This is a genomic window from Nonomuraea sp. NPDC048916 (assembly GCF_040649575.1).
In the GTDB taxonomy this organism is placed as follows: domain Bacteria; phylum Actinomycetota; class Actinomycetes; order Streptosporangiales; family Streptosporangiaceae; genus Nonomuraea.
Genome location: NZ_JBEZFS010000006.1, coordinates 217,194 through 242,749 on the forward strand (window position 1 = coordinate 217,194; position 25,556 = coordinate 242,749).

A 25,556-nucleotide genomic window follows, 5' to 3' on the forward strand; every position below is an offset into this window, starting at 1 on the left:
TGGCATGCGCGAGGAGCATCGCGGCACGGGCAATCTCGCCGAACCGCTTCCCGCGCGGCGATCGTTGGCGTGAAATGGGAGGGAATCGGGGCAGGCCACCACTCCAGCAGGAGGGAGCAAGCCGTGACGACTGTGCGTGAGACGTCGATCGAGCAGGTCAGGCGGCGTCGCACCGGGACCGTGATCGCCTCCTGGCTGTCGACGACCGACCACAAGGTCATCGGATACCTCTACCTGATCACCTCGTTCGTGTTCTTCCTCGTGGCCGGCGTCATGGCGATGGTGATCAGGGGCGAGCTGGCCCAGCCCGGCATGCAACTGGTCGACCAGCAGCAGTACAACCAGCTGTTCACCATGCACGGCACGATCATGCTGCTGCTGTTCGCCACCCCGTTGTTCGCCGGGTTCGCCAACGTGGTGATGCCGCTGCAGATCGGCGCCCCCGACGTCGCCTTCCCGCGGCTGAACGCGGTCGCGTACTGGATGTTCCTGTTCGGCGGGCTGATCACGCTGGGCGGGTTCGCGGCGCCGGGCGGGGCGGCCGACTTCGGCTGGTTCGCCTACACGCCGCTCGCCACGGCCACCTACTCGCCGGGCATCGGCGGCGATCTGTGGATCATGGGGCTGGCGCTGTCCGGCCTCGGCACGATCCTCGGCTCGGTCAACTTCGTCACCACGATCATCGGGATGCGCGCGCCCGGCATGACGATGTTCCGGTTACCGCTGTTCACCTGGAACACCCTGCTGACCAGCATGCTCGTGCTGATGGCCTTCCCGGTGCTGGCCGCCGCGCTGCTGGTGCTCGAGTCGGACCGCAAGCTCGGCACGCAGGTCTTCCTGGCGGAGAACGGCGGGCCGATGATCTGGCAGCACCTGTTCTGGTTCTTCGGCCACCCCGAGGTCTACATCATCGCGCTGCCGTTCTTCGGCATCATCACCGAGGTCATCCCGGTCTTCAGCCGCAAGCCGATCTTCGGTTACATGGGGCTGGTCGGCGCGACCATCGCCATCGCCGGGCTGTCGATGACCGTCTGGGCCCACCACATGTTCCCCACCGGGCAGGTGCTGCTGCCGTTCTTCTCGTTCATGACGTTCCTCATCGCGGTGCCCACGGGCGTGAAGTTCTTCAACTGGATCGGCACCATGTGGCGGGGCCATCTCAGCTTCGAGACCCCCATGCTGTTCTCCATCGGCTTCCTGGTGACGTTCCTGCTCGGCGGGCTCACCGGCGTGATCCTCGCCTCGCCGCCGCTCGACTTCCACATCAGCGACACCTACTTCGTCGTCGCCCACTTCCACTACGTGGTGTTCGGCACGGTGGTGTTCGCGATGTTCGCCGGGTTCTACTTCTGGTGGCCCAAGATGACCGGCCGGATGCTCGACGACCGGCTCGGGAAGGTGCACTTCTGGACCCTCTTCGTCGGGTTCCACACCACGTTCCTGGTCCAGCACTGGCTGGGCGCGATCGGCATGCCCCGCCGCTACGCCGACTACAGCCCGGCCGACGGGTTCACCAGCCTCAACGAGATCTCGTCCGTGGGCGCGTTCCTGCTCGGCGCCTCGACGCTGCCGTTCCTCTACAACGTCTGGAAGACGGCCCGCAACGCGCCCAAGGTCACGCTCGACGACCCGTGGGGCTACTGCAACTCGCTGGAATGGGCCACCTCCTGCCCGCCGCCCCGGCACAACTTCACCACGATGCCGCCCATCCGCTCCGAACGGCCTGCCTTCGACCTGCACTACCCCCACGAGTCGAAGGAGACCGGATCGCGCGAAGAAACGCCCGGCTGACCCTTTCCCATCGAAGGTCACGGTGCTTGTGTGGAGATGACGTTCGCCAAACTTTCGCCCATCTAAGGAGATCGGCGATGACAGGCACAAAAACCCCCTTCGCCCCCGAGACGGCTCCCTGCGGAAAGAAGTCCGGCGGTGAACGCCTGTTCGACGACGACGGCTACGGCCTGGTGATCCGCGACCAGTTCTTCGACTGCGGCTGCCGCAGGATCCGGCACGAGTACCACGACGGCAGCATCCACCTGTCCGCCGTCCGCCATGACGGAAAGCGCGTACGAGACCAGAGCGAACCCGACCGCGGGAAGTGACGCAGATGATCGATGTGCTCATCGTCGGAGGAGGTGGGGCGGGTCTGCGCGCGGCCATCGCGGTCGCCGAGACGGACCCGGCGCTGAAGGTGGCGGTCGTGTCGAAGGTCTACCCGATGCGCAGCCACACGGTCTCCGCCGAGGGCGGCGCGGCCGGGGTGATCGGCGTCGGCGACACGCTGGACGAGCACTGCTACGACACGATCTCGGGCGGTGACTGGCTCTGCGACCAGGACGCGGTCGAGGCGTTCGTGGCCGAGGCGCCCCGGGAGCTGATCCAGCTGGAGCACTGGGGCTGCCCGTGGAGCCGGGAGGCCGACGGCCGGGTGGCGGTCCGCCCGTTCGGGGGGATGAAGCGGCTGCGCACCTGGTACGCCGCCGACAAGACCGGCTTCCACCTGCTTCACACCTTGTTCCAAACAACCCTGAAATATCAGGACATCATCAGGTACGACGAGTGGTACGTCACCAAACTCGTCGTCGACGACGGCCGCGTCCACGGCGTCGTGGCCGTCGACCTCAGGACCGGCCGCATCGAGACCATCGCCGCCAGGACCGTCATCCTGGCCACCGGCGGCTGCGGCCGGGTCTTCCCGTTCACCACCAACGCCGCGATCAAGACCGGCGACGGCATGGCCCTGGCCTACCGGGCGGGCGCGCCGCTGAAGGACATGGAGTTCGTCCAGTACCACCCGACCGGCCTGCCGTTCACCGGCATCCTCATCACCGAGGCGGCGCGGGCGGAGGGCGGCTGGCTGATCAACAAGGACGGCTACCGCTACCTGCAGGACTACGACCTCGGCAGCCCCACCCCGACGCCCAGGCTGCGCAGCATGGAGCTCGGCCCACGTGACCGCCTCTCCCAGGCGTTCGTTCACGAGCAGGAGAAGGGCCGCACGGTCGACACCCCGTACGGCCCGGTCGTCTACCTGGACCTGCGCCACCTGGGCGAGTCGAAGATCGACGCCCGCATCCCGTTCGTCCGCGAGCTGTGCCGCAGCTACCAGAACCTCGACCCGGCCACCGACCTCATCCCGGTCCGGCCGGTCGTGCACTACATGATGGGCGGGGTCCACACCGACCTCGACGGCGCCACCACCGTCGCCGGGCTGTTCGCCGCCGGTGAGACGGCCTGCGTGAGCATCAACGGCGCCAACCGGCTCGGCTCCAACTCCCTCCCGGAGATCCTGGTCTTCGGCCGGCGCGCGGGCGTCGCCGCGGCGGAGTTCGCCCGCGTCCACCGCGAGAGCGAGCCGCCCGCCGTGCGGAGTCAGGGCGACGACGAGACGCGGCGGCTGACGCGGGCGCGCGAGGGGTCGCGGACGGGGGAGCGGATCGCCGCGCTGCGTGAGGAGATGCAGCACACGCTCGAAGGCGCGGCCGGCATCTACCGGACCGGGGACGTGCTCGCCAAGGCCGTGGACACGCTGGCCGACCTGCGCGAGCGCGCCGAGGGGGCGCGCGTCGACGACACCAGCACGACGTTCAACACCGAGCTGATCAATCTGCAGGAGCTGCACACCATGCTCGACGTCGCGCGGACCGTCGTGGCCTGCGCGCTGGGCAGGCGGGAGTCGCGCGGCGCCCACCAGCGCACCGACTTCCCGGCCAGGGACGACGAGACCTACCTGGCGCACTCGCTGGTGCACCGCGCGCCCGACGGCGCCCCGTCGGTCGGCCTGCTGCCCGTGACGATCACCCGCTGGCCTCCTGGCGAAAGGGTCTATGGCCGTGACTGAACGCGACGCAGTGAGCGGAGTGGACGACGCCGCGCAGCAGGCCGGCCGCGGGGCGAACGAGGAGGGTGAGGGAACGACCAGCCAGGTGACCGATGCCGATCGGGTGCCGCGGCAGGCCGCGCGGGCGCGGACGATCAGGCTGGAGGTCGCCCGCTACCGGCCGGAGCAGGACAGCGAGCCGGTGTTCCAGGAGTACGACGTGCCGCTGATGACCGACTGGGCGGTGCTCGACGGGCTCGCCTACGTCAAGGACCGGCTCGACGGCAGCCTGTCGTTCCGCTGGTCGTGCCGGATGGGCATCTGCGGCTCGTGCGGCATGAACGTCAACGGCGAGCCCAGGCTGACCTGCGGCTCGTTCCTCACCGAGTACGGCGACGGGCCGATCAGGATCGAGCCGCTGAAGGGCTTCCCGGTGATCAGGGACCTGGTCGTGGACATCGACGACTTCCTGGCCAAGCTGTCGTCGGTGCGGCCCTGGCTGATCAGGGAGGGCGAGGAGCTGCCGCTGACCTCGGAGTACGCGCAGACGCCCGAGCAGCTCGACGCCTACAAGCAGTACAGCATGTGCATCAACTGCATGCTGTGCTACTCGGCCTGCCCGGTCTACGTGCTGGACCCCGACTTCCTCGGCCCGGCGGCGATCGCGCTGGCGCAGCGCTACAACCTCGACTCGCGGGACATGGGCGACCGGTTCGACGTGCTCAACCTGGACGAGGCGGTGTGGGGGTGCACGTTCGTGGGGGAGTGCACGCGGGCCTGTCCCAAGCACGTGGACCCGGCCGAGGCCATCCAGCGCTACAAGCTGACCGCCGCGCTGCGCTCGGTGCTGCCCTGGGGCAGGCGGTGACGGCCCGGGCGCCGTACCGGGCGCCGAGGGACATGCTGTGGTTCGCCCGGACCCGTTCCTACACGGTGTTCGTGCTGCGCGAGCTGACCAGCGTGTTCGTCGCCTGGTCGGTCGTGTTCCTGCTGCTGCTCGTCGACGCGGTGCTGGGCGGGACGACGCGGGAGTTCGCCGCGCTGGCGGCCCGGCCCTGGATGATCGTCCTGAACGTGGCGGCGCTGGCCGCGACCGCGTTCCACGCCGTCACGTTCCTCAACCTGGCGCCCAAGGCCACCGTGGTCAGGCTGGACGGCTGGCGGGTGCCCGCCTGGATGATCCAGGGCGGCAACCACTCGGCCTGGCTGGTGATCTCCGGGCTGATCGCCTACTTCGTGCTGAGGTCGCCATGAAACGGACACTGGAGCCGTACCTGTGGCTGCTCTTCAGCGGCGGCGGGGTGGTGGCGGCGCTGGTGCTGCCCGTGCTGGTGCTGCTCTTCGGGGTGCTGATGCCGCTGGGCGTGGTCGACTGGCCGTCCGCCGCGCACCTGACCGCGCTCCTGGACCTCCTGCTGGTACGGCTGGCGCTGGTCGTCGTCGTGGTGCTCTGCCTGTTCCACGCCGCGCACCGGATCCGGTTCACCGGCGAGGAGTTGTTGGGCATCGCCCGGTTCGATCTGTTCATCGCGGTGCTCTGCTACGGCGCGGCGCTCGCGGGTGGGATTACCGCTGTCGTCTTGTTGTTGTGAAATGTCCTGAAATCATTACAGTTCAACAATCCTCTTTACGATTGCTTTACTCACCCTCTACCGTCCCGCATGGCAATACCTCATGGCCATGCGCCCGGTGATCCGGGCAGAGAGGGTTCCCGGTGCCCAGAAAAAAGCGCCTGTTAGCCACGATTCCGGCGGTCGCCCTCCTCGGCGCCGCACTCACCGCCCCTCCGGCGGCTCAGGCCTCCGTCGCGACGTACGAGCCGAGCGCGTCCGACTACTACATCAACTACGCCCCTCCGAGGGTGGAGCCGGACCCCGGCGAACCGCGCCTGCCCGGCAAGAACGCCCGCTCTCTCACTCCGGCTCAGAAGATCGACCGCAAGTTCGCCAGCGGCAACCCGGTCACCGCCAGAGTCCTCGCGAATCGCGAGAGCCAGGCCATCAGGACCGGCCGCAACCCAGCTGAGTTCATCTTCAAGAACGCCAAGCAGACGAAGACCGCCAAGCTCCTGACCCTGCTCGTCGAGTTCAACGAGAACGCGGGCGACGACTTCTCCGGATTCAACCGGCCGCGCACCGTCGACAGCCCGCCGGACGACTGCTTCGTCGAGCCGCCCGGCACCGTGATGAACGGCCCGCTGCACAACAAGATCCCCGACCCGGCCACGCTGCCGAACAAGGACAACAACTCCTTCTGGGTCAAGGACTTCAGCACCGACCACTTCAACAAGATGCTTTACACCGACCGGGGCATCACCGAGCGCGTGCGTCCCGACCTGAAGGACCCGCGCGACGGCAAGGCCGGCATCGACGTCTCCGGCTTCACGCTGAAGAAGATGTACGAGGAGATGTCCAAGGGCGCCTATTCCGTCACCGGCTCCGCCGTCGGCTGGGTCAAGGCCCCGCACTCCGAGGCGTGGTACGGCGCCGCCGCCTGCGGTGGCGCACCCCAGGACATGTCCGGCCACCCCGACAACCCGCTCGGCGCCGGGCAACTGGCCATCGACGCGGTCAACGTGCTCGCCCAGACCCAGCCCGGCTTCCCCTGGGCCGACTACGACCTCGAGGACGTCTCCGACGCCGACGGCGACGGCGACTTCGCCGAGCCCGACGGCGTGATCGACCACCTCGTGCTCGTGCACGCCGGCAAGGACAAGTCCGCCGACGGCGGCGCCGAGGGCACCTACGCCATCTGGGCGCACTCCAGCGCGGTCGCCGGCGGCTACCAGGTGCCCGGCACCGACAAGAAGATCTCCAACTACATCGTGCAGCCCGAGGACTCCGGCGTCGGCGTCTTCGCCCACGAGTACGGCCACGATCTGGGCCTGCCCGACCTGTACGACACCTCCGGCTCGGGCAGCTCCGCCGTGGACTTCTGGGACCTGATGTCGAGCGGCTCGCACTCCGGGCCGATCTTCCAGTCGATGCCCACCCACATGGGCCTGTGGGACAAGTGGGTCCTCGGCTGGGCCAACCCGAAGGTGTTCGACCCCGGTGACGGCAAGAGCCTCGTCACCGTCGGCCAGTCCTCGCGCACGCCCAAGCTCACCCAGGACGGCGTCCGGGTCAACCTGGCGTCCGAGCCGCTGAAGATGCTCGACCCGCACAGCGGCGCCAACGCCTGGTGGTCCGGCATGGACCAGGAGTGGGCCAACGTCTCCCTGGCCCGCGACGTGCAGGTGCCCGCCGGGACCGACGTCCGGTTCTGGATGTGGAACAACTACGAGATCGAGGCCGACTGGGACTTCGGCTTCGTCGAGGTGTCCGCCGACGGCGGGCAGACCTGGGCCCAGCAGAAGGTCTTCGACGAGGCCGGCAACGAGGTCACCACCCCGGACGGCTACCCGGACCCGAACAAGAACCTCAAGACGTTCGGCGACAAGAAGTACGGCCTCACCGGCGACACCCCGGGCTGGCGGCACGACTACGTCAACCTGACCCCGTTCGCCGGGCAGACGGTCAAGCTGCGGCTCGTCTACAACACCGACGCCGCCTTCACCCCGCGCGGCTGGCACGCCGACGACTTCGAGCTCACCAACGGCGGCGCCGCCGTGTGGAGCGACGACGTCGAGGGCGGCGCGAACGGCTGGCACCCCGCCGGCGGCACGTTCACCAACACCAGCGGCCAGGGCTGGACGATCAACAACGGCTCGCGCGAGATCTCCCGCTTCTACCTGGCCGAGTGGCGCAACCTCGACGGCTTCGACAAGGGCCTGAGCTACGCCTACGACACCACGTACTCGCGTGACGGCGCCTGGAAGGTCGAGAAGGTCAAGTACAACGCTCCCGGCCTGCTGGTCTGGTACCGCGACTCGACCTACACCAACAACGTGATCGTCCCCAACCTCAACCTGCCGCCGAGCATCGGCAGCAAGGGCACCCTGCTCCTGGTCGACTCCCACTTCGAGCCGCTACGCCGTGACGGCGCCGCGGCCGCGAAGGACCCGTCCAGGAACAAGAACATGGAAGGCCGCACGCAGACGTCCAACGCGGCGTTCTCCTTCGGCAGGACCTACCCGTTCAAGGAGTGCCTGGAGGCCCCCGGCGAGCCGTTCAGCGAATACTGCACCCAGGTCGGGGCGCTCAAGGGCGTCTCGCAGTTCACCGACGCCAAGACCTGGTACCCGGGTCTCGAGGTGCAGAACGGCTCGCTCTTCTACCGCGACTTCGACGCCTCCGTCGTGGTCCCGTCCAAGGACGACCAGATGTACACCACCCGCGTCGTGAACCTCGACGGCACCCCCGCCACCGAGCTGTACGGCACGGACCTCGGCAACGGGCATAAACTCGGCACCGGCGACCCCGGTGACGAGGGCAAGGCCCTGGGCGTCCAGTTCCGGCTGGTCTCTCCGCTGCCGGGCGACCTGGCCGCCGTCATCCAGGTGACCCCGCCCAAGAAGTGAGCCCGCCGGGGCCGCCGGGACACCCTCCCGGCGGCCCCCGAGGCGACCTGAGACGGCGGATTCTGCACCTACGATTGATGACCATGAGCGAACTGCGCACCAAGGCCGAGCACACCGAGGCGATCCGCACGGACCGCCGGGTGGCGGTGGTGGTCAACACTCGCTCCCGGCGCGGCCGGCGCCACTACTTCGAGGTGATCGAGCAGATCCACGACCTCGGCTTCGAGCCGCTGGCCGAGATCGGCGTCTACAACCCCAAGCGGCTGCGCGACCTGCTCGACACCGCCCTCGCCACCCACCCCGACCTGCTGATCGTGGGCGGCGGCGACGGCACCCTCTCCTCGGCCGTCCACCACGTCGCCCACCGCGACGTCGCCCTCGGCGTGCTGCCGCTCGGCACCACCAACAACTTCGCCCGCAGCCTCGGCCTGCCGCTCGACCTGGCCGGGGCGATCAGGGTGTTCGACACCGGCAAGGTCGCCGACATCGACCTGGGCATGGCCGACGACCGGCCGTTCGCCAACCTGGCCAGCTTCGGCGTCTCGGTCGAGGTGGCGGGCAAGGTCAAGCCCTGGCTCAAGCGCATCGTGGGCCGCCCCGCCTACCCGCTCACCGCGCTCACGATCCTGCCCGGCCACCGGCCGTTCCGCGCCTACATCACGGTCGACGGCGAGCGCCACGAGTTGCTCACCCACCAGCTCAACATCGCCAACGGCCGCTTCCACGGCGGCTGGCAGGTGGCCAAGGACATCAGCATCGACAACGGCATGCTGGTCGCCTACCAGCTCGGCTCGGGCAAGAAGCTGCGGCTGCTCATCGAGACCCTGGCGCGCGCCACGACCGGCCGCTGGCGCAGCCTGGCCGGCGGCCCGTTCGTGACGGGCCGCGAGATGCTGCTGGAGACCGACCCGCCGATGGCCGCCGACGTCGACGGCGAGGTGCGCCTGCGCACCCCGATCCGCCTGCGGGTGGTGCCCAACGGCGTGCGCGTGATGGTGCCGGCCTCCTTCGAGGACAGCTAGCCGCGACCTGCCGGGAACCTGCCCGGGGCCTGCTAGGGGTGATGTGGGAGCGCATCATGTGGTGCCCCAGAACGTTCCGGGCGGCGTAGGCGTCAGCGGATGCCACGTCAACGACAGCGGCCCGCAGGTGAGATGCGTACGGTGTGGACCGGTCGGCGGTAAGGTCGAACGCGGTCAGGCCGACGCGGGCCCGGAACGCCGCAGTCAGGGTTCGGGCTGTGTGATCAGCGCAAGCGTTTCTTGCACCACTTGGTCCAGGTCGCTATGCGAGATCGGCGCGGCCTTCGGCCGACAGCAGACGCAGGGTGGCCGCGATGGTGTTTTCCCACGGTTCTGCGGCGACGCTGGATTCGATCATGGCGGTGGCCTGCTGTGTAAGACCCTGTTCCAGCAGAGACATGATCATGATCTGGCGTCCGTCGAGGAACCGGTTGCCGATACCGCGGTGCGCGGCCATGGCCTTGGCGGCCTCGGTCCAGCGGCCGTTGCGGGCAAGGGCTCTGGCGCCGTCGATGAGCAGGGTGACCCAGAGTTCGGTGCAGATCTTCCGATGGTCCGCCTCGGTCCGGATCAATGGCGAGAGGTCGACGTCGTGGTTGCCGATGGTCGGAGCACCGCGCTGCTGGACAGCGTGGCACAGCTGCTGAAGCACCTCATAGGCGCCGTTGCCGTCATCTTCGCGGATCAACAGCCGGGCGATGTTCACCACCGGCATCAGCGCCATCATGGCGATGTCCTGGTCCAGGCTGCTGACGTCAGCGAAGATCTTGTACTGCCTCCAGCACAGCTCGGCAGCGAGATCGGGTAGCCCGACATCGGAGGCAATGAGTGCGGCGAAGTTGAGGACTCCGCTGGCGCGGGCCACCAGCTGGTGGTGATCCGCGCCGTTCGGCTCGATGGTCAGCGCGCTGAGCTCGGCGATGCGCATCGCCAGTGGAGTCTCGGGAGGCTTGGGCCGACAGACCAGCGGGATGCGGCTGGCGATCGCGCGGTTCATCACGCCAGCCCCTACGGCCAGTCGACGACGAGGCGACTGTAGGGCTTGTCGATGATGAAGCGTGGGTCGCCGGCCTTCAACAGCTCGCGAGCGGCGCCGGTGGCCATGCGGAACCCGGGGGCCGGTGCGTCGTTGCCGTAGTCGCGGGCCCACTCGTCGATAGCGGCGGCTACCTCTCCCGCCAGTCCGATGGCGCGCGGGCCGTGGCCGATGACGCCGATCTCCCAGCAGCGTCCGGCGGTGTCCTCGCCTTCGCGCACGGTCAGGTAGGCCAAGGTGGCGTCGTCCAGCGCGGCCATGGAGCCCCAGGCGAAGTGCGGCGTGAATCCGGGGCGCTGGCCGGGCAGGCGGGACAGTCCGTTGGGCAGGACGCACGCCAGCCACAGGTAGACCCACTGCCAGGGCGAGCCCTGGCGGAACTTCACGCCTGTGTAGACCTTGTGGGACGGCTGGTCCAAGATGGTGCGCATCGCTTCCCGGTCGACGTGCTGCTCGCTGAAGGTCTCCAGCCTGACGTTTCCTTCCCCGGCCAGAGGGACCAGGGTATAGATGTCGTCGCAGATGCCTTTGCGCAAAGGCACGAATGTCGCCATCTCGCAGGAGACGGTCTTCCAGGTATCGCCGTCGCGTTCGAAAGCGAAGGAGCGGGAGATACTGCCGCGGAGGCGCGTCGGGATGACCAGGCGTCCGCCGGGGGCGAGCTGGTCCAGGACCGTGACGGGGATGTCGCCGGCGCCGACGGTGAACTGGATCCGGTCGTAGGGGGCGTGTTCGGGCAGCCCGGCCGCTCCGTCGGCCAGCACGACGGTCACACTTGAGGCGCCTGCCGCCGCCAGGTGTTCCGTGGCGCCGCTGACGAGGTCCTGGTCGACGTCCATGGTCCACACGTGGCCACCCGGGGCGACGAGTCGTTCGACGAGTGCGGCGTTGTAGCCGGTGGCGGCCCCGGCTTCCAGAACCTTGTGACCAGGCTGCGCGCCCAGCTGCTCCAGCTGAGTGGCGACGATGGACGGAGCGGAGATGCAGGAGATCATCTCGCCGACGTCGTCGTGCTTCACCGACACTGCGCCGTCGGCGTACGCAGCCTGCAGGTCGGCACCGGGGATGAACCGGTGACGCTCGACATTGCGGACAACGTCGATGATCGCAGGGGTACGGAGGTTGCCGGAGTTGGTGAGCGTGACCACCATGGCCTCGCGCAGCTCGGTGGGATCGGCGGTCGGGGTGATGGCGGTCTCTATCCGCTCGAGGTTAGGGGCCTCGGACGTGGACCGGTCGGTAAACACGTCGGCCGGTTCGTCGTCGGCGAAGGCGACGTGTTGGCCGAGCCAGGCTGCTGCGGCCTGCTCGGCAACCGGTACGTCGGCGCGGTTGAAGGCGAAGATCGCGTGGTGGGCGAGCACGGCGCGAAGGCCCCGCCTCAGCAGCCCGTCGGCGGCGAGCCGCGCCAGCCGGCGCCCGGCTTCCTCGAACGCGGCGACTCGCTCGGGCCAGCCCGGCTCGGTGCCCTTCCACCTGGCGGCGTCGGCGTTCATCAGGCGCCGCATGGCGGCGATGGCCGCTGCGCGGTAGTCCCCGGTCGGAGGCTCGATCGCGGGCCGGAGGTTGGCGACTTTTACCCAGACGTCACCGACCTCGTATGGATCAACGCCAGTTGCGCGGTTCATGGCGGAGATCAGCAGGACACAGCGCTCTCTGCTGTAGGGGCTGCCGGATTCGGCCAAGGCCGCACGGCTGTCAGCACAGAACACCTCGTGTGCGATGTCCATGCCCTGCGGGCCGCCGAAGGCGTCGGTCTCGGGCTCGTAGACGCCGCCGACCCAGCCACTGGCCAGGTGGTCGGCGACGAGCTGGTCCAGCAGGTCGGCCACGGAGCGCTCGGTGCGCAGCCGTAGCTTTCCTTCCTTGCGCAGGAAGTGAAACCGTTGGTCGGACAGTGCGGCCGACAGCACGGCTGCGGCCTTCGGGCTCACCCCGTCATCGCCGGAAAACGAGACCGTGGCGTGCCACCAGCCCTGTTCAGCGGTGATCGAAAGATACTCGTCGTTCCAGTCCATGAGTTGCTCGCTCCTGCTCCGTAGGGTTCGGGTCGGGTGGTATGTCGGCGTCAGTCGATCAGCAGAGTGCGGGTCCAGCCGGTGGCGTTCGTGCCGTCCAGCGCCAGGTGCGCACCGGCCCGGCCTTCCATGAACCCGGGTTTGGACAGCGCGCCGATGCCAGCGCTCAGGCGTCCGCTGAGCTGTTCGAGGCACGCGGTGAAACGGCCGGAGGTGCTGCTGTCGGCCGCGATGGCTCGGGTAACGGTCAGCAAGCCGGCCCAGCCATGGCAGAGGGAAGCATCGGTGATCCGGCCGATACGAGCGGGATCGGTGAGAGCGGCCATGGCGATGTCCTCGGCTGCCTGCCGGCGGGCTGAGTCGCCAAGCGCAATCGCGGCCAGCTGCAGGGCGCGCGCGATACCAAGATCCCCGTAACACCACGACGGACGGCGCGCGAGTGACGCCTGTGGCGTCTCGGCGGCGGATAGCTGGTCGTGGGTGATCCAGTAGAAGCCGCCGAACCGGTTCAGCCAACGCGCGAGCACTCCGATGGCATCGGCCTGGCCCGCCACCTCAATGCCGCGACGAGAGGCGATGGACAGCAGCGCCAGCGGACCCGCGATACCGTGCGCCACACCGTTGTTGCCGTGGCCACCGGCTATCTCATGCCCGGGACCGGCCTGCGACCACCATCCCGGCAACTCCCGGCCATCGGAGCAGACTGGCCGCGCCAACGACACCAGGTAGGCCAGTACCTGCTCGGTCAGCAGCGACGTTCCTGCCCGGGTGAGGAGCAGCACCCCCAGCCCGGTGAGTCCCCGGATGAGGTCGAACTCCGCCAGGTGCGGGAGCCGCGCTGATTCCCGCCGACGGCTGGCGGCGGCCAGCCGGGCGGCCACGACACGGTCGACGGCGGCTTGGACCTCGCGGTCGACCCGCCCAGCTCGACTGAGCACGAACTCCAGCGCTGGAGCGCCGTGGAACAGGCACGCGTTCGCGCCGGTGCTGACGCCGCCAGCGACCGCCTCGGTCAGGAAGGGCCGCGCGGCGGCGAGGTCGTCGCGCTCGATGTGCAGCAGCGCTACACCGAGCGCGCCCTCGGCCAGGGCTTGCGTCGTGGGCGGATTCATTGGCTCGACCTCAGCGCGACGACGATGCTGTGCGCCCGTCCGCCGATCCAGCCATCGGCATCTGGCAGCGGCGCGTCGTAGAGCACCACCACGGGGTAGGCGCAAAGGTGGGTGCGGAGCAGGTCCAGGTGGAGGTCCTGGGTGAGATCCAAGAGCAGCTGCCGGTCGTCCACGGCTAGGAGCACACGCTCGGGCACCCTGGCCCGGCCGCGCCAGGCGTGCAGTTGCTCAGCCCAGCGGTCCAGGCCCGCCGCGCGGCCGGGCAGGACCCGTGCCCGCAGCTGCCATCGGGCGGCGACCAGGATGCTGCGCCGGTAGTGCAGCGCCGGGGTGAACGGAAGCGTCCAGGCAGCGCCCCAGTCGAACCACGTTACCTGTGGAGTGGCGGCTCGGCTGATCTCGGCCAGGAACCTGACCAGCGGCGGCGTGTAGTTGTTCCACACGAAGTTGATCGCTGTCGGGGTCAGCAGCTCCACGCGCTCCCCGGTGGCGGCCACCGCAAGGTAGAGGTGGCTGCCACGAAGGCCGACGACCAGATCGCAAGGGAAGAGCACCTTCTCGTCGCTGCCTCTGAACTCTCCGACGCTGATCAGCCTCGGCAGGATCTGGGGCGCGCGGGTAAGCAGGTCGGCCTGGGGGCGCGAGGGATGGAACGACAACTGCGCCAGTTGCGCCTCGGGATCGACGGTGCGCAGAGCGGTGTGTTCCGCAGCGGCCTGCGGAAACAGGTGCCAGAACCGGCCCGTCATCGTGCCGGCCGCGCGCGAGACGGTGTGGATGCGGATGCGGAAGTCACCCCTGTCGAGCGTCTGTATCGAACGGGCTTGGAGCTGCGCGCACAGCTCAAGGTGAGGTGCCATGACCTGGGTGGTTCGCCCGCGGCGGCCTCCAGCTCCTCGATCATCGCCTCGGAAAGGATCACTGTTCGGCCGCCCTCTACCGCAGCCGTGCCGGCGAGTTCCACAAGCACCCGGTCACGTCGTGACATCGGCCTGGGCGGCTCGGACACCGAGCCGAATCCTTCAGGCAAGCCCAAGCCTTGTTCCGGATCGGTCAGCTGCTCCAGACTGACCTCGGCAGCCTCGCCCCAACGGTCGGCGAACCGCTCGATGTAGCGGCGCCACGCCTGGGCTCCGGCGGGATATGCCGCGACCCTGGCCAGTACGGTTGCCGCGGTCTCCATCTCAACCGCGACCGTCTCCGGCAGCCGCACCTCGGCATCCAACCGCACGTCCACCGCCGCTGCCTCCCGCTCTCGCGTGCCCAAGACACCAGTGGGCAGGGCATCGGCCGGATCGACGATGGTGGCGGCGGCACGCAGCGCCGAGCGCAGCAGACGTGTCCGCAGCAGCTCTGCCACGAGCCCGATCCGGCGGTGTTCGTCCTCATCCGGGAACTCGGCGGCGAGCTTGCCCACGAGGGCCGAGTGCTGGATCGGTGACCTGGCTGCGTCAAGCACCAGCGCCACTGCGGGAGTCAGCGCCAGCGAGAACTCCGAGGCACCCTCGGACGGGACGTACACGCGCCCGCCGCCCACGCGAGCCAGGTTGTTGACGCACACCTCGACATCAGCCATCAGCTCGCCGTCGGTCTCCCACGCGCTGATCGCGCATCCAGCAACACAGGGTCCGGCCGGCCGAAGACCTCATGCCCATCCCCGACGCGCACGGCCGACGTGTCGCCGAATCCGACCAGTCCAACGCCTGCGAACAAGCCGAACGGTGTGGACCGGTGCGCGTATCTGATGGCGTACCGAGCAACCGCTAGCGCAGTGCGCCGTGCTCGGCGAGTGTTCACCAATCGCCGGTCGAGGACAGCCGCTACTTGGCGGGCCAGGTCCGGGCTGGCACCGGTGACCGTTCGCCGGAAGGTGTCATCAGCCCAGACCGAATCGAGCCACGACCGCCACTGCTCGGTGGAGCCGCCGTCCCCGGGCCACGCCGGAAGAATGGGCGCGGAGAGGTTCACCGCGGCACGCAGCATCCCGGTGCCGGTGCGCCGATAGAGGCGCAGCCTCGACCGTGTCATCACTCACACTCCGTTCCTGACAGATCGTTCCGGGGAAGAGGAGGCCCGGGGCCGGACGGACCCGCGCCCGGCGGCCTATGAGGTCGTGCAGGCGCTGGGGCAGGAGCTTCCACACGTGTCGCCGGTGCTGCACATCAGCACCGTTTCGGCCGCCGGGGTGTTCTCGATGAAGGTGATGTCGAGGTCGAACGGGGGGAACACCGTTCCTGCATCGGTGTCCATACTGGCTTCGGCGGTTTGCTGTGCAACGCCCTGCTCGATGGTCGGGGTGCTCATGTCCTGTACTCCTGTGCTGTGCGGAGGAACCGCGGTTTCAGGCCGACGGCCTGGTGCCGCGATCACGTTCGGTACTACCAGTGAATGATGGATAGCCCGTCGGCGACCATGGCCTAGGGTGTCGCAGAGCGTTTAATTGGTTTAACCGGGTGTGACAACCAGGTGGGGCTGCGATGCCAAGTGCACATGATCAGCGCTCTCCCAACCATCACCTGCGGGAGGTGATCACCACGCTCGGCATGAGTTATGACGGCGTGGCACGCGCCGTGGTACGCATCGCGGCGGAGAACGGGGAAGCGCTGCGGACCAACAAATCAGCCGTGGCGCACTGGGTCGCAGGCGTCGAGCCCGGCGAGAGAACCGCCGTCTACCTAGCCGAGGCGCTGTCGAGGCGAGCCGGACGACCGGTGACGCCGACGCAGCTGGGATTCGCCGTCGGCTCAGGACCTGAACTGGTCGGCACACACCCCATCGCGACGGCAACCCTTCTCGGCCGGGCCGACGTCGAGCACCGTAACTTCCTGGCCGCCGCCGTGTACACGGCCTCCGATGTGACGATGCCCTTGGACTACGATCATGAGCCCGTGTCCAGGCTGCTGCGGGCACGCACCGGACAAGCACGAGCCGGCGAGGAAGAGGTCACGGTGGTCCGTCAGATCACCAGAGCCTTCGGCGCGGCCGATGAAGTGCTCGGCGGGGGGCACGGCTTGTCCACGGTCGCGGCCTACCTCGCCGACACCGCAGCCCCAATGTTGTCCAGCCGCTTCGCCAACGACAAGACCCGGCGCGACGCCTTCGGCGCTGCCGCAGAATTGTCGTGGCTGCTGGGCTGGAAACATCACGATCTCGGCCAAGAGGGCGCAGCTCAGCAGTATTACCTGCTCGGCTTCCAACTCGCCGTCGAGGCGGACCCATACGCACACGCCGCGTGGATGATGCGCGCCGTCGCACACCAGGCCCTCAGTTTGAAACAGCCCCGTCACACTCTCGACCTCGTACAGGGTGCGCTCAAGCGCGCCAAGGATTATGTGGACGGCGCAACGGAGGCGCTGCTGCACATCACGCACGCCAGAGCCTACGCAGCTCTCGGCGAGAAACCTCCGGCCGCACGCGCACTTTTGGCTGCCGAAAACGCCCTCGGCCGAGACGGCGAACCACAGCCCACATATTCGCTGCTGATGGGACCGGCCGCCGGAACCGTGGACTCCCACACTGCCAGAACCCTGACTGAACTAGGAGACCACACCGGCACCGAGGTACGGCACCGAGCAGCCTTCACCTCCTGGGATCCGATCGCCTATCCACGCGTTCACCTGCTCACCCACATGGACCTGGGAGACTGTCTCGCCGCGCAGGCACGTGCCGATGAGGCTGTAGCAGCATGGAGCCGGGCACTGGATCTGGCCGAAGGAATGGCCTCAGCGCGAAGCAGATCGGCTTTGGCCTCAATCCGGCCCACCCTCACCCTTTACAGGTGCCGTGGTGTTTCCGGCGCGGCACTGCTGGAGCGCCGGATCCAGCAAGCAGGGGTCTGAGAGAATCGATCCGTGACCGACACCGCCTTGCCTCCGGCGCTCGACTCCCACACGCTGCTCGTCGCCGCCGTCATCGTTCACGACAAGGCAGCGGACCGAGTGCTGCTGATCCAGCGCGGACCCAAAGCCAAATTCGCTCCGCTGCACTGGGACCTGCCAGTCGGCAAGGCAGACAAAGGCGAGGTCATCACCACAACGGCCGTCCGGGAGCTGCAGGAGGAGACGGGCCTGGTAGTGGAGTCGGCCAAGCTGAAGATCGCAGGCATCGTCCACGGCGCCTGGGGTGTCGAGGCCCCCAACGGATTCTTGACCGTCGTCTTCGTGGCGCATACATGGACCGGTGATCTCGTGAACGCCGAGCCGCACAAACACGCTCAGGTGACGTGGTGCCCCACCGAGCAGGTGCCATCGGAGTTCGTGTCCACGACACGCGCAGCGCTGGTGAACTACCTCAACGGCGGACCGATGGTGTCCACTGAAGGCTTCTGAGTCCACCGACCATCAGAACCGGGTCTCCACGGTCGTCGGCTGGACAGCCTGGACCGGTGATGTCGGCGGCGAGTCTTATAGACGCAGCTGCAGGTGTACGCAAAGTTTCATCGGTTTCCCCCGCCAGCGAACCAGAGTCGAACACGTCCAGGCCCACATCGGCCGCTGGCAAGACCGCCCCGCCCGCTACAGAAGCACCCACAAGAACCTGTTCGACCTCCGTCGCACCGCCGTGGTCCACAACCTCCACGTCATCGCCCGACAGCAAGACAGCTACCGCCTCGCATCCTGAGCAATACATGACCGACTCTCTAGGAGTCGCCCAGGCGCAGGTAGGCGGGGGTCAGCGTGCGGGCCAGGTCGCCGGGGGGCGGGAAGACGCGCAGCAGCAGGTCGGGCGCCGGGGCCGACGGGCGGCGTTCCGGACGGTGCGCGGTGGCCGCGGGGGCGTAGAAGTCGGCCAGCCGGTCCGCGAACGGCACGTCCTCCACCCGCAACGGGTCGGCCGCCCCGGGCTCGTCGGCGAGCGACCCCAGCAGCCGCTCCCGGCTGCGGCCGCGCCAGGCCAGCACCAGGAACGGGTCGTCGTCGAACGACTCCGCCAGCAGATACAGCACCGCCGACAGGTGCTTGCACGGGAAGCCCCAGTCGGGGCACGAGCAGTCCATGTCGAGGTCGCGCGGGAACAGGTCGACGCCGAGCGCGGCGAACACCTCCTCGATCTCCGCGGGCATCTCACCGGCCAGCAGCTTGGCCCGGTGCACCGCCTGAGCCGCGATCGCCTCCTCGATCGCCGTCCACCGCTCCTCGCCGTAGGCCTCGATCCTGATCGTGACCTTGTACGGCCGGGGGCGCGAGCCTTGGACGGAGGCGTCGACCAAGCCCGGGGACAGGTCGATGGACAGCACCTGGCCCTTGCGGGCGTAGGCGCGCCCGCGCGACAGGCGGCCCTTGTCGCACAGCCGCTCCAGGATGTCGATGAACCGCCTCGACCACCAGGTGGAGCCGATCGAGCCCCGCTGCGTGCGGGCCCGGATGCCACCCTCGACCTTGATCGGCTTGGCGCTCTCGAACCAGCCGTCCCTGCCGATCGGCATGCTCAGCTCACCCCCTCGGCCGTCAGGCGGAAGACCTCGCGCAGCTCCTCGGTGGACAGGTCGGTCAGCCAGTCTTCGCCGGTGCCGACCACGCGCTCGGCGAGCGCCTTCTTGCGCTCGATCATCTCGTCGACGCGCTCCTCCAGGGTGCCCGCGCAGATCAGCTTGCGGACCTGTACGTTCTTGCGCTGCCCGATGCGGAAGGCACGGTCGGTCGCCTGGTCCTCGACGGCCGGGTTCCACCAGCGGTCCACGTGGACGACGTGGTTGGCGGCCGTCAGGTTGAGGCCCACACCCGCCGCCTTGAGCGACAGCAGGAACAGCATCGGCTCCTCGTCCCGCTGGAACCGGTCGACCAGCCGGTCACGGGTCTTCTTCGGCAGGCCGCCGTGCAGCCAGAGCACCGGCCGGTCGAGCCGCTGAGCCAGGTAGGGCTGGAGCATCGTGCCGAACTCGGCGTACTGCGTGAACACCAGCGCCTTCTCGCCCTCGGCCAGGATCTCCTCGGCCAGCTGCTCCAGGCGGGCCAGCTTGCCCGATCGGCCGGCCAGCCGGGAGCCGTCCTTGAGCAGGTGGGCGGGGTGGTTGCAGACCTGCTTGAGCCTGGCCATGGCCGCCAGCACCTGACCACGCCGCTCGATGCCCTCGCTGTCGTCGATCCTGGCCAGCATGTCGTCGACGACCGCCTGGTAGAGCGAGGCCTGCTCGGTGGTGAGCGGGCACCACTCCTTGACCTCCAGCTTCTCCGGCAGGTCGGAGATGATGGACTTGTCGGTCTTGACCCGGCGTAGCACGAACGGGCCGGTCGCCCGCTTGAGCGCCCGCGCCGCCTGCTCGTCCTGACGCGCCTCGATCGGCTCCTGGAAACGGCTCCTGAACCTCTGCCGCGAGCCGAGCAGCCCCGGATTGGCGAACTCCATGATCGACCACAGCTCGGCCAGGTGGTTCTCGACCGGCGTGCCGGTCAGCGCCAGCCGGGTGCGGGCCGGGATGGCGCGCACCGCCCGCGCCTGCAGGGTGCCGCTGTTCTTGATCGCCTGGGCCTCGTCGCACACGACGCGGTGCCACTCGACCTGCCGCAGCGCCTCCAGGTCGCGCTGCGCCGTGCCGTAGGTGGTGATCACCAGGTCGGCCTCCGCGATCTCGGCCACGTCGCGCCCGCCGCCGTGGTGGACGTAGACGCGCAGCCCCGACGCGAACCTGGCCGCCTCGCGCTGCCAGTTGCCCACCAGCGACATCGGGCACACCAGCAGCGTCGGCGTCTCGGCCGCCTCGTGCACCAGCAGCGCCAGCGTGGTGACCGTCTTGCCCAGGCCCATGTCGTCGGCCAGCACCCCGCCCAGCCCCAGCTCCGACAGGAAGCTCAGCCAGGCCAGCCCCCGCTCCTGGTAGGGCCTGAGCACGGCGTCGAGCCCCGGGGGCGTGGCCAGCGGGCGCAACCGGTGCTCGGCCTGCCCGGACAGCAGGTCGCCGAGCACCCCGTCGGCGTCGACCGCCACCAGCGGCAGCTCGTCGTCGCCCTGGACGACGTGGCGCAGCAGCTCGGCGGCGGGCAGCTCGCCCGTCCGCTGGCCCTCCACGGCCTTCAGCGCCGCCGTGAGCTGGCGGTCGTCGAGCTCCACCCACTGCCCCCGGACACGGACCAGCGGAACTTTGAGCCTGGCCAGCTCGGCCAGCTCCTCCTCGCTGATCGTCTCGTCGCCCACCGCGAGGTCGATCCGGAACCCGACCAGCTCGCGCAGCCCGAAACCCTGGCTCGCCGCCGCCGTCTGTGTCTTGGTGCGGGTGGTCAGCTTCAGCCCCAGCCTGCTGCGGCCCGCCCAGCGCGGCAGCTGCACCCCGAACCCGGCCGCCTGCAGCAGCGGCGCGGCCTGCCTCAGGAAGGCGAACGCGCCCGCGGTGTCGAGCCGCAGCTCGCTCGGCTCGGCCACCCGCAGCGCCCGGTCGAGGTCCGGATACAGGTGCGCGGCCCGGCCCAGCCCGGCCAGCAGCTCCCGCTCGGGCCGCCCGCGCAGGCCCGGGATCGGCTCGCCGCTCCACACCGTGCTCGCCGGCACGTAGAGGCTCGGGTCATCGGCCGCCTGCAGCGCCAACTCGACCCGCCAGTCACCGCCGGTGGGGGCGGTGGGTTCGAGGAGGCGGAAGCAGACTCGGGTCGCGCCCTCGGCCTTGGTGACGGCGTCGCGCCACGTCTCCAGCTCGGCCCGCAGCCGCGGATCGTCCGGGCAGGAGGCGTCGGCGCCGGTCAGCGCCGAGAGCCAGCGCTCTTCGAGCGTCTTCGGCCCGCTCACCAGCGGCTCGCTCAGGGCCTGCCGGACCAGCGCGTCGGTGAACGCGTCGAGCGCCTCCGCGAGCACAGGACCGGACGGGCGCTCGGCCGCCGAGGTGCGGCAGGCGGGCGGCATCGCCCCGGCCAGCTCCCTGAAGTAGGCGGCGTCGGCACCGGTCACCACCGGCCGCCACACCGCCCGCGCGTCCGCCTTCGGCACGGCCCATACGGCGAGCGGATCGCCGGCCTTGGCGCCGTCGGCGGCCCGGTTTCCCGTGGCCTCGCGGCCCCGCGCGAGCCGGGCGTCCGGTGGCTGCCGACGTTCGGGGACGTCCGCCGTGGCGGGTGCGCCGGGCCCGGTGGCGGCGACCAGTTGGGGGATGACGCGTCCGCGTCGTACCAGGTCGTGGGCGAAGGCGGCGACGGCGGCCCAGTGGCGGACGGTGGCGGTGGCCGGGTGCGCCGCGAGGATCCGCAGGGTGTCGCCGACGGGTGGCACGACGGCGGGCACCCGCCACAACCGCAGGCGGGGCCTGACCACCTCGGACAGCCGCCCCGTCTCGGGCGACGGCACCGGCTCCCTGACCGACCCGGGCAACAACAACTCCAGCACCCGCTCGGCCACCCCAGCCCCGACTGCGTGCCCGGCGGCGGTCGCGACCGTGGGGGCGGGGGCGGCGAAGGGGTGGAGGCGGGCGGAGCCGGGGGCGGTCGCCGGGGACGGAGCGGCATCGGGGGCCTCCGCCCAGAAGGCGAGGCCGTCTCCCGCCCAGACCGCGTGTAGCACCAGCACCACGGCAGGCTACCCGCTCAGCGGAAGATCAGGTCTGTCTCCAACGTGATCCCGAACGGCTCGGGCAGCGCCAGCGGTTGTCCGGACCCTGCACGGTGTCGTGCCGGCGGGTTTTCCCGCGCGCGGGATGCCGGTGGCCATGGCCGTCCCTTTCGCTCGCGTCATCGAGAAACACATCGCGTTACCGTTCGTTGACTCAACGCCGGCTTCGTTGCGGGCTGAACCAAGCCAGGAGCGGAGTCGTAAACTTGAGGTATGAATCCTCCCGGATCGTGGTGTGAGCGGCCCAAGCCGCAGGCTCCCTCGTGCGAGCTCCCGTCCCCGTGGAGCAAGCCCAAGCAACCCGACAACTGGTGCGAGACATCCAAGTCGCCCATTCTGTCGGTCCTCGACTTCCTGGTGCGCGCCGCCAAGAGGTGAGGCCCCGCACCTCCGTGATAGAAGGCGGGCGGGCTGGGTAGGCGCCTTCCTCAGCAGAGGAGGCGACGACGTGAACGACACCCACAAGCTCGTCAATGATCTGTCAGAGCAGGTCTCCAGGCTCGTCAGGGACGAGTTGCTGCTGGCCCGGCTCGAGCTGACCGAGAAGGGCAAGCGCGCCGGATTCGGCGCGGGGCTGTTCGGCGGGGCCGGCATGGTCGCGTTCTTCGGCGCGGCCACGCTCGTGGCGACCATCGTCCTGCTCCTCGCCCTGGTCATGCCCGCGTGGGCGGCCGCCGCCATCGTGACGGTGGTCCTGTTCGTCCTCGCCGGCGTGCTCGGGCTGGTCGGCAGGAAGCAGGTCAAGCGGGCCGGTTCGCCGATGCCCCAGGAGACCATCGCGAGCGTCAGGGCCGATATCGAGATGGTCAAGGAGAGGGTGCGGCGATGAGCGAGACGGATCCGGGCTACAGCGCGGCACACGCCGGAGATGTGGGCGCCCGCAGGACCAGGGTGGGCCTGCCGACGGACGACAAGTCCATCAACGTGCCTCCGACGAGGGCGGGCGCGGCCGAGAACGCGCTGCACGCCGAGGAGGAACGCGAGGAGCACGGCATGTTCATCCCCGAAGCTCCTCTCGAGGACGAGCGCAGCGCGCGGGCCCACGCCCAGGAGGAGGGCAGGGCGGGGTCCCAGGGGGCCGCGCGTCACGTCGGCGCCGAAAGACGCAGGTGGGTGAGGGACGAAAAGGAAGCACGCGTGCGCGAGGAGATCAGGACGACCCGGCAGGAGCTCGGCGACACAGTGGCGGCCCTGGCCGACAAGGCGAACGTGAAGGCCCGCGCGAACGAGGCGGCTTCGGCCGCCAAGGTGAAGGCCGCGGACGCGGTGACGGCGGCCAAGGTCAAGGCGGCCGACGCGGTGGCGGAGGCCAGGCACCGGGCGGCCGACGCGGCGGCGGAAGCGAGGCACAAGGCGTCCGACGTCACGGCGGTGGCCAGGGAGAAGGCGGCCGACGCCACCGCGGTGGCCAGGCACCGGGCGGCCGACGCGGCGGCGGAAGCGAGGCACAAGGCGTCCGACGTCACGGCGGTGGCCAGGCACCGGGCGGCCGACGCGGCGGCGGAGGCCAAGCACCGGGCGTCCGACGTCACGGCGGTGGCGAAGGGCAAGGCGGCCGACGCCACCGCGGTGGCCAGGGAGAAGGCGGCCGAGGTGGCGGGCAAGGTCCGCGAGGCCACGCCGGATCAGGTGAAGGACGCGGCGGACAAGGTCTCCGCCGAGGCGCGCAAGCGGCCGGCGCTGGCGATCGCCGCGGCCGGCGTCGTCGTCGCGCTCGTGCTCCGCCGGATGACGCGGCGCAAGCGGAGCAAGTGACCGCTTGACTCCCCGGACCGTCCCACGGATCTGCCGCGCCACGCCTGGTGAAGCGTGCTGAAACGCACCTTCTCCGAGTTCAGGCGGGACAGGGGAGGCAGGACCTGCCCGCGGCACTCACCTACTACGCGGTGCTGTCGGGAGCCGCACGCGGTTCCACGCGACGAGCCGGAGCCCGATAGCCTGCCTGAGTGATTCGTCGAAAGGCCGCTGCCTCGCTGCCGGCCGTTGCGCTGGTGGCGCTGCTGGCCGCGGGCTGCGGCGGGGGATCGGCGGTGAGCGACCTGGGCACCGTGGTCAAGGGGGCCAAGGGCACGACCGTCCCGGTCGAGCTCGGCCCCGGCCGGCGCTTCTCCCTCGCCGTCCCCGACAACCCGTCGGTCGGCGACGGCTGGACCCTGGTCGCGGTGCCCGACGCCAAGGTGGCCTCCTACATCAGCAAGGAGCACGAATCCAGCGGCGACGCCACCGGGGCGGGCGGCACCAGCTACTTCGTCTTCAACACCAAGGGCCGCGGCACCGCCCGGATCACCCTGCGCGACTGCTGGCGGTGCGGCACCGGCACGACGCCGCCCGACGAGCAGAGCAGGCAGATGTCCGGCGAGGCGATCTTCGAGCTCACCGTCAGGTGAGTCCTTGATCCCGGCGGTCCCCTCCGGGAGGCTTCGCCTTATGGACTTCATTCGCGTGCGCGCGTCCGGCGACGGAGCGGAGACGATCTCGTGGTGGACCGGCGACGTCTACGGCTGGCGGCGCGACGACGGTCCTCACCACCTGTTCGGCTTCGAGGGCCTCAACGTGGCCCGCGCCGTGCGGGCGGACGACGGCTGGCAGTTGCTCACCCGCGAGGCGGCGGCCTATCTCGACCCGAAGACCCGAGAGGTCCTCGACGTCTGGGACAACCCGTTCACCGGCGAGACGGTCGAGGTCCAGCACGTCTTCAACGATCCCGTCAACCAGCGGCTCGGCGCTCACCCGGTGCCGGTCACGCGCCTGGGCGAGCAGGTGGTGTTCAACGTCGACGTCCGCCTGGCCTACCCGTCGCCGCTCAAGGTGGCCGACCACCCGCGCCACTCGGCGAGCGACACCTACCGGGCGATGGAGCTGTTCCAGTTCTTCGCCCGGGCCGCCGACCTCGACTCCGGCCTGCCCGACGTGCCCTGTGTCTTCTCCTGGTGCCGGGTCTCGCCGTGGCTGCCGTGGATGGCCATGGGGCAGCGTGAGGGGGCGCTGGTCTACCACTGCAGGGGCGCCAAGCCGGCCGAGGCGCCCCGGCGGCTGCGCGAGCATGTGGGCGAGCACTTCCTGCACGCCCCCACGGCCTGGTCGGCGCCGAACATGACGAGCTGGACGGCCTTCGCCGCCAAGGCGGCGCCGTGAGCGACGACCTGTTCTGCGAGATCGTCGCGGGGGAGCGGCCGGCGATCGTCGTCCACGAGGACGACCTGACCGTCTCCTTTCTCGACGCCCGCCCGGTCTTCAAGGGCCACGTGCTGGTGGTGCCAAGGGTGCACGTCGAGACGCTCGGCGACCTGACCGAGGTCGGCCCGTTCTTCGAGCGCGTCCAGGCGATGGCCCGCGCGGTGGAGGAGGCGCTGGAGGCCGACGGGACGTTCGTGGCGCTGAACAACCGCGTCAGCCAGAGCGTCCCGCACCTGCACGTGCACGTGGTGCCGCGCAACCGCAAGGACGGCCTGCGCGGCTTCTTCTGGCCGCGCACCAGGTACGAGAGCGACGAGGAGGCCCGGTCCTACGCGGCAGCGATCGCGAGGGCGTTGACCGGGGCCGCTTCGTGACGTCCT

25 protein-coding genes and 1 pseudogene are annotated in these 25,556 nt (G+C 69.6%); 17 read left to right on the forward strand and 9 right to left on the reverse strand.

Annotated elements, in window-relative coordinates:
• The first annotated feature begins 123 nt into the window (after positions 1–123).
• The 8 genes from ctaD to AB0C16_RS08280 all read left to right on the forward strand — a co-directional run bounded on the left by ctaD (position 124) and on the right by AB0C16_RS08280 (position 9,304).
• Positions 124–1,791 carry a cytochrome c oxidase subunit I gene (ctaD, locus tag AB0C16_RS08245; protein ID WP_357680260.1) on the forward strand — a complete coding sequence of 556 codons (1,668 nt, stop codon included), beginning with the start codon at positions 124–126 and terminating at the stop codon, positions 1,789–1,791.
• 77 nt (positions 1,792–1,868) lie between these two features.
• Positions 1,869–2,102, forward strand: a complete 234-nt coding sequence (locus AB0C16_RS08250; RefSeq protein WP_357680262.1) for a hypothetical protein — start codon at positions 1,869–1,871, stop codon at positions 2,100–2,102.
• A gap of 5 nt (positions 2,103–2,107) precedes the next feature.
• A complete protein-coding gene (frdA, locus tag AB0C16_RS08255) occupies positions 2,108–3,841 on the forward strand; it encodes a fumarate reductase (quinol) flavoprotein subunit (protein ID WP_357680263.1) in 1,734 nt (577 codons plus the stop codon).
• Positions 3,834–4,688, forward strand: coding sequence for a succinate dehydrogenase iron-sulfur subunit (sdhB, locus tag AB0C16_RS08260; protein WP_357680265.1), 855 nt, complete (start codon positions 3,834–3,836; stop codon positions 4,686–4,688). Before frdA ends, sdhB begins: the two co-directional genes overlap by 8 nt.
• Positions 4,685–5,074 carry a hypothetical protein gene (locus AB0C16_RS08265; RefSeq protein WP_357680267.1) on the forward strand — a complete coding sequence of 130 codons (390 nt, stop codon included), beginning with the start codon at positions 4,685–4,687 and terminating at the stop codon, positions 5,072–5,074. The genes sdhB and AB0C16_RS08265 overlap by 4 nt, the downstream gene beginning before the upstream one ends.
• Complete coding sequence (gene frdD, locus AB0C16_RS08270) at positions 5,071–5,412, forward strand: fumarate reductase subunit FrdD (RefSeq protein ID WP_357680269.1); 342 nt, start codon at positions 5,071–5,073, stop codon at positions 5,410–5,412. The genes AB0C16_RS08265 and frdD overlap by 4 nt, the downstream gene beginning before the upstream one ends.
• 122 nt (positions 5,413–5,534) lie before the next feature.
• Positions 5,535–8,282: an immune inhibitor A domain-containing protein gene (locus tag AB0C16_RS08275; RefSeq protein WP_357680271.1), complete on the forward strand. Its 2,748-nt coding sequence runs from the start codon at positions 5,535–5,537 to the stop codon at positions 8,280–8,282.
• Positions 8,283–8,365: 83 nt separating this feature from the next.
• On the forward strand, positions 8,366–9,304 hold the full coding sequence (locus AB0C16_RS08280; RefSeq protein WP_357680273.1) for a diacylglycerol kinase family protein: 939 nt from the start codon (positions 8,366–8,368) through the stop codon (positions 9,302–9,304).
• Positions 9,305–9,566: 262 nt separating this feature from the next.
• Here the strand turns inward: AB0C16_RS08280 and AB0C16_RS08285 are convergent, their stop codons facing one another.
• From AB0C16_RS08285 to AB0C16_RS08315, 7 genes are all read right to left on the reverse strand, one after another.
• Positions 9,567–10,301 (reverse strand): hypothetical protein, encoded by a 735-nt coding sequence (locus AB0C16_RS08285; protein WP_357680275.1) that lies wholly within the window; start codon positions 10,299–10,301, stop codon positions 9,567–9,569.
• Between the two features lie 11 nt (positions 10,302–10,312).
• Positions 10,313–12,358, reverse strand: a complete 2,046-nt coding sequence (fxlM, locus tag AB0C16_RS08290; protein ID WP_357680277.1) for a methyltransferase, FxLD system — start codon at positions 12,356–12,358, stop codon at positions 10,313–10,315.
• 50 nt (positions 12,359–12,408) lie between these two features.
• Positions 12,409–13,470: a lanthionine synthetase C family protein gene (locus AB0C16_RS08295; RefSeq protein ID WP_357680279.1), complete on the reverse strand. Its 1,062-nt coding sequence runs from the start codon at positions 13,468–13,470 to the stop codon at positions 12,409–12,411.
• Positions 13,467–14,330, reverse strand: a complete 864-nt coding sequence (locus AB0C16_RS08300) for a lantibiotic dehydratase (protein ID WP_357680281.1) — start codon at positions 14,328–14,330, stop codon at positions 13,467–13,469. The genes AB0C16_RS08295 and AB0C16_RS08300 overlap by 4 nt, the downstream gene beginning before the upstream one ends.
• Positions 14,216–15,046: a lantibiotic dehydratase gene (locus AB0C16_RS08305; RefSeq protein WP_357680283.1), complete on the reverse strand. Its 831-nt coding sequence runs from the start codon at positions 15,044–15,046 to the stop codon at positions 14,216–14,218. Before AB0C16_RS08305 ends, AB0C16_RS08300 begins: the two co-directional genes overlap by 115 nt.
• On the reverse strand, positions 15,046–15,498 hold the full coding sequence (locus AB0C16_RS08310) for a lantibiotic dehydratase (protein WP_357680355.1): 453 nt from the start codon (positions 15,496–15,498) through the stop codon (positions 15,046–15,048). Before AB0C16_RS08310 ends, AB0C16_RS08305 begins: the two co-directional genes overlap by 1 nt.
• Before the next feature lie 75 nt (positions 15,499–15,573).
• On the reverse strand, positions 15,574–15,774 hold the full coding sequence (locus AB0C16_RS08315; RefSeq protein WP_357680285.1) for an FxLD family lanthipeptide: 201 nt from the start codon (positions 15,772–15,774) through the stop codon (positions 15,574–15,576).
• A gap of 221 nt (positions 15,775–15,995) precedes the next feature.
• On the opposite strand from AB0C16_RS08315, the gene AB0C16_RS08320 reads away from it, so the two are divergent.
• The 3 genes and pseudogenes from AB0C16_RS08320 to AB0C16_RS08330 all read left to right on the forward strand — a co-directional run.
• Positions 15,996–17,309: a tetratricopeptide repeat protein gene (locus AB0C16_RS08320; protein WP_357680287.1), complete on the forward strand. Its 1,314-nt coding sequence runs from the start codon at positions 15,996–15,998 to the stop codon at positions 17,307–17,309.
• A 12-nt stretch (positions 17,310–17,321) separates the two neighbouring features.
• Positions 17,322–17,798: an NUDIX hydrolase gene (locus AB0C16_RS08325; RefSeq protein ID WP_357680289.1), complete on the forward strand. Its 477-nt coding sequence runs from the start codon at positions 17,322–17,324 to the stop codon at positions 17,796–17,798.
• A gap of 121 nt (positions 17,799–17,919) precedes the next feature.
• Positions 17,920–18,090, forward strand: a pseudogene (locus AB0C16_RS08330) (IS5/IS1182 family transposase); the annotation flags it as partial.
• 19 nt (positions 18,091–18,109) lie between these two features.
• Here AB0C16_RS08330 and AB0C16_RS08335 read toward each other — a convergent pair.
• Positions 18,110–18,895 (reverse strand): SWIM zinc finger family protein, encoded by a 786-nt coding sequence (locus tag AB0C16_RS08335; RefSeq protein WP_357680291.1) that lies wholly within the window; start codon positions 18,893–18,895, stop codon positions 18,110–18,112.
• A 2-nt stretch (positions 18,896–18,897) separates the two neighbouring features.
• Complete coding sequence (locus AB0C16_RS08340) at positions 18,898–21,957, reverse strand: DEAD/DEAH box helicase (RefSeq protein ID WP_357680293.1); 3,060 nt, start codon at positions 21,955–21,957, stop codon at positions 18,898–18,900.
• Positions 21,958–22,212: 255 nt separating this feature from the next.
• Between AB0C16_RS08340 and AB0C16_RS08345 the strand changes: the two genes are divergently transcribed.
• The 6 genes from AB0C16_RS08345 to AB0C16_RS08370 all read left to right on the forward strand — a co-directional run bounded on the left by AB0C16_RS08345 (position 22,213) and on the right by AB0C16_RS08370 (position 25,550).
• On the forward strand, positions 22,213–22,377 hold the full coding sequence (locus AB0C16_RS08345; RefSeq protein ID WP_357680295.1) for a hypothetical protein: 165 nt from the start codon (positions 22,213–22,215) through the stop codon (positions 22,375–22,377).
• 70 nt (positions 22,378–22,447) lie between these two features.
• Entirely contained in the window at positions 22,448–22,828 is a 381-nt protein-coding gene (locus AB0C16_RS08350; protein ID WP_357680297.1) for a phage holin family protein, read from the forward strand.
• Entirely contained in the window at positions 22,825–23,754 is a 930-nt protein-coding gene (locus AB0C16_RS08355; protein ID WP_357680299.1) for a DUF3618 domain-containing protein, read from the forward strand. The genes AB0C16_RS08350 and AB0C16_RS08355 overlap by 4 nt, the downstream gene beginning before the upstream one ends.
• A 191-nt stretch (positions 23,755–23,945) precedes the next feature.
• Entirely contained in the window at positions 23,946–24,386 is a 441-nt protein-coding gene (locus tag AB0C16_RS08360) for a protease inhibitor I42 family protein (RefSeq protein WP_357680301.1), read from the forward strand.
• Between the two features lie 40 nt (positions 24,387–24,426).
• A complete protein-coding gene (locus tag AB0C16_RS08365) occupies positions 24,427–25,134 on the forward strand; it encodes a DUF1838 family protein (RefSeq protein WP_357680303.1) in 708 nt (235 codons plus the stop codon).
• Positions 25,131–25,550 (forward strand): HIT family protein, encoded by a 420-nt coding sequence (locus AB0C16_RS08370; protein ID WP_357680305.1) that lies wholly within the window; start codon positions 25,131–25,133, stop codon positions 25,548–25,550. Before AB0C16_RS08365 ends, AB0C16_RS08370 begins: the two co-directional genes overlap by 4 nt.
• The last annotated feature ends 6 nt before the right edge of the window (positions 25,551–25,556 follow it).

What these genes read in the sequence shown, in the direction of transcription:
- AB0C16_RS08250 (WP_357680262.1), top strand. Translation starts at nt 1,869, where the DNA reads ATGACAGGCACAAAAACCCCCTTCGCCCCCGAGACGGCTCCCTGCGGA.
- frdA (WP_357680263.1), top strand. Translation starts at nt 2,108, where the DNA reads ATGATCGATGTGCTCATCGTCGGAGGAGGTGGGGCGGGTCTGCGCGCG.
- frdD (WP_357680269.1), top strand. Translation starts at nt 5,071, where the DNA reads ATGAAACGGACACTGGAGCCGTACCTGTGGCTGCTCTTCAGCGGCGGC.
- AB0C16_RS08280 (WP_357680273.1), top strand. Translation starts at nt 8,366, where the DNA reads ATGAGCGAACTGCGCACCAAGGCCGAGCACACCGAGGCGATCCGCACG.
- AB0C16_RS08285 (WP_357680275.1), bottom strand. Translation starts at nt 10,301, where the DNA reads ATGAACCGCGCGATCGCCAGCCGCATCCCGCTGGTCTGTCGGCCCAAG.
- fxlM (WP_357680277.1), bottom strand. Translation starts at nt 12,358, where the DNA reads ATGGACTGGAACGACGAGTATCTTTCGATCACCGCTGAACAGGGCTGG.
- AB0C16_RS08295 (WP_357680279.1), bottom strand. Translation starts at nt 13,470, where the DNA reads ATGAATCCGCCCACGACGCAAGCCCTGGCCGAGGGCGCGCTCGGTGTA.
- AB0C16_RS08300 (WP_357680281.1), bottom strand. Translation starts at nt 14,330, where the DNA reads ATGGCACCTCACCTTGAGCTGTGCGCGCAGCTCCAAGCCCGTTCGATA.
- AB0C16_RS08305 (WP_357680283.1), bottom strand. Translation starts at nt 15,046, where the DNA reads ATGGCTGATGTCGAGGTGTGCGTCAACAACCTGGCTCGCGTGGGCGGC.
- AB0C16_RS08310 (WP_357680355.1), bottom strand. Translation starts at nt 15,498, where the DNA reads ATGACACGGTCGAGGCTGCGCCTCTATCGGCGCACCGGCACCGGGATG.
- AB0C16_RS08315 (WP_357680285.1), bottom strand. Translation starts at nt 15,774, where the DNA reads ATGAGCACCCCGACCATCGAGCAGGGCGTTGCACAGCAAACCGCCGAA.
- AB0C16_RS08335 (WP_357680291.1), bottom strand. Translation starts at nt 18,895, where the DNA reads ATGCCGATCGGCAGGGACGGCTGGTTCGAGAGCGCCAAGCCGATCAAG.
- AB0C16_RS08345 (WP_357680295.1), top strand. Translation starts at nt 22,213, where the DNA reads ATGAATCCTCCCGGATCGTGGTGTGAGCGGCCCAAGCCGCAGGCTCCC.
- AB0C16_RS08355 (WP_357680299.1), top strand. Translation starts at nt 22,825, where the DNA reads ATGAGCGAGACGGATCCGGGCTACAGCGCGGCACACGCCGGAGATGTG.
- AB0C16_RS08365 (WP_357680303.1), top strand. Translation starts at nt 24,427, where the DNA reads ATGGACTTCATTCGCGTGCGCGCGTCCGGCGACGGAGCGGAGACGATC.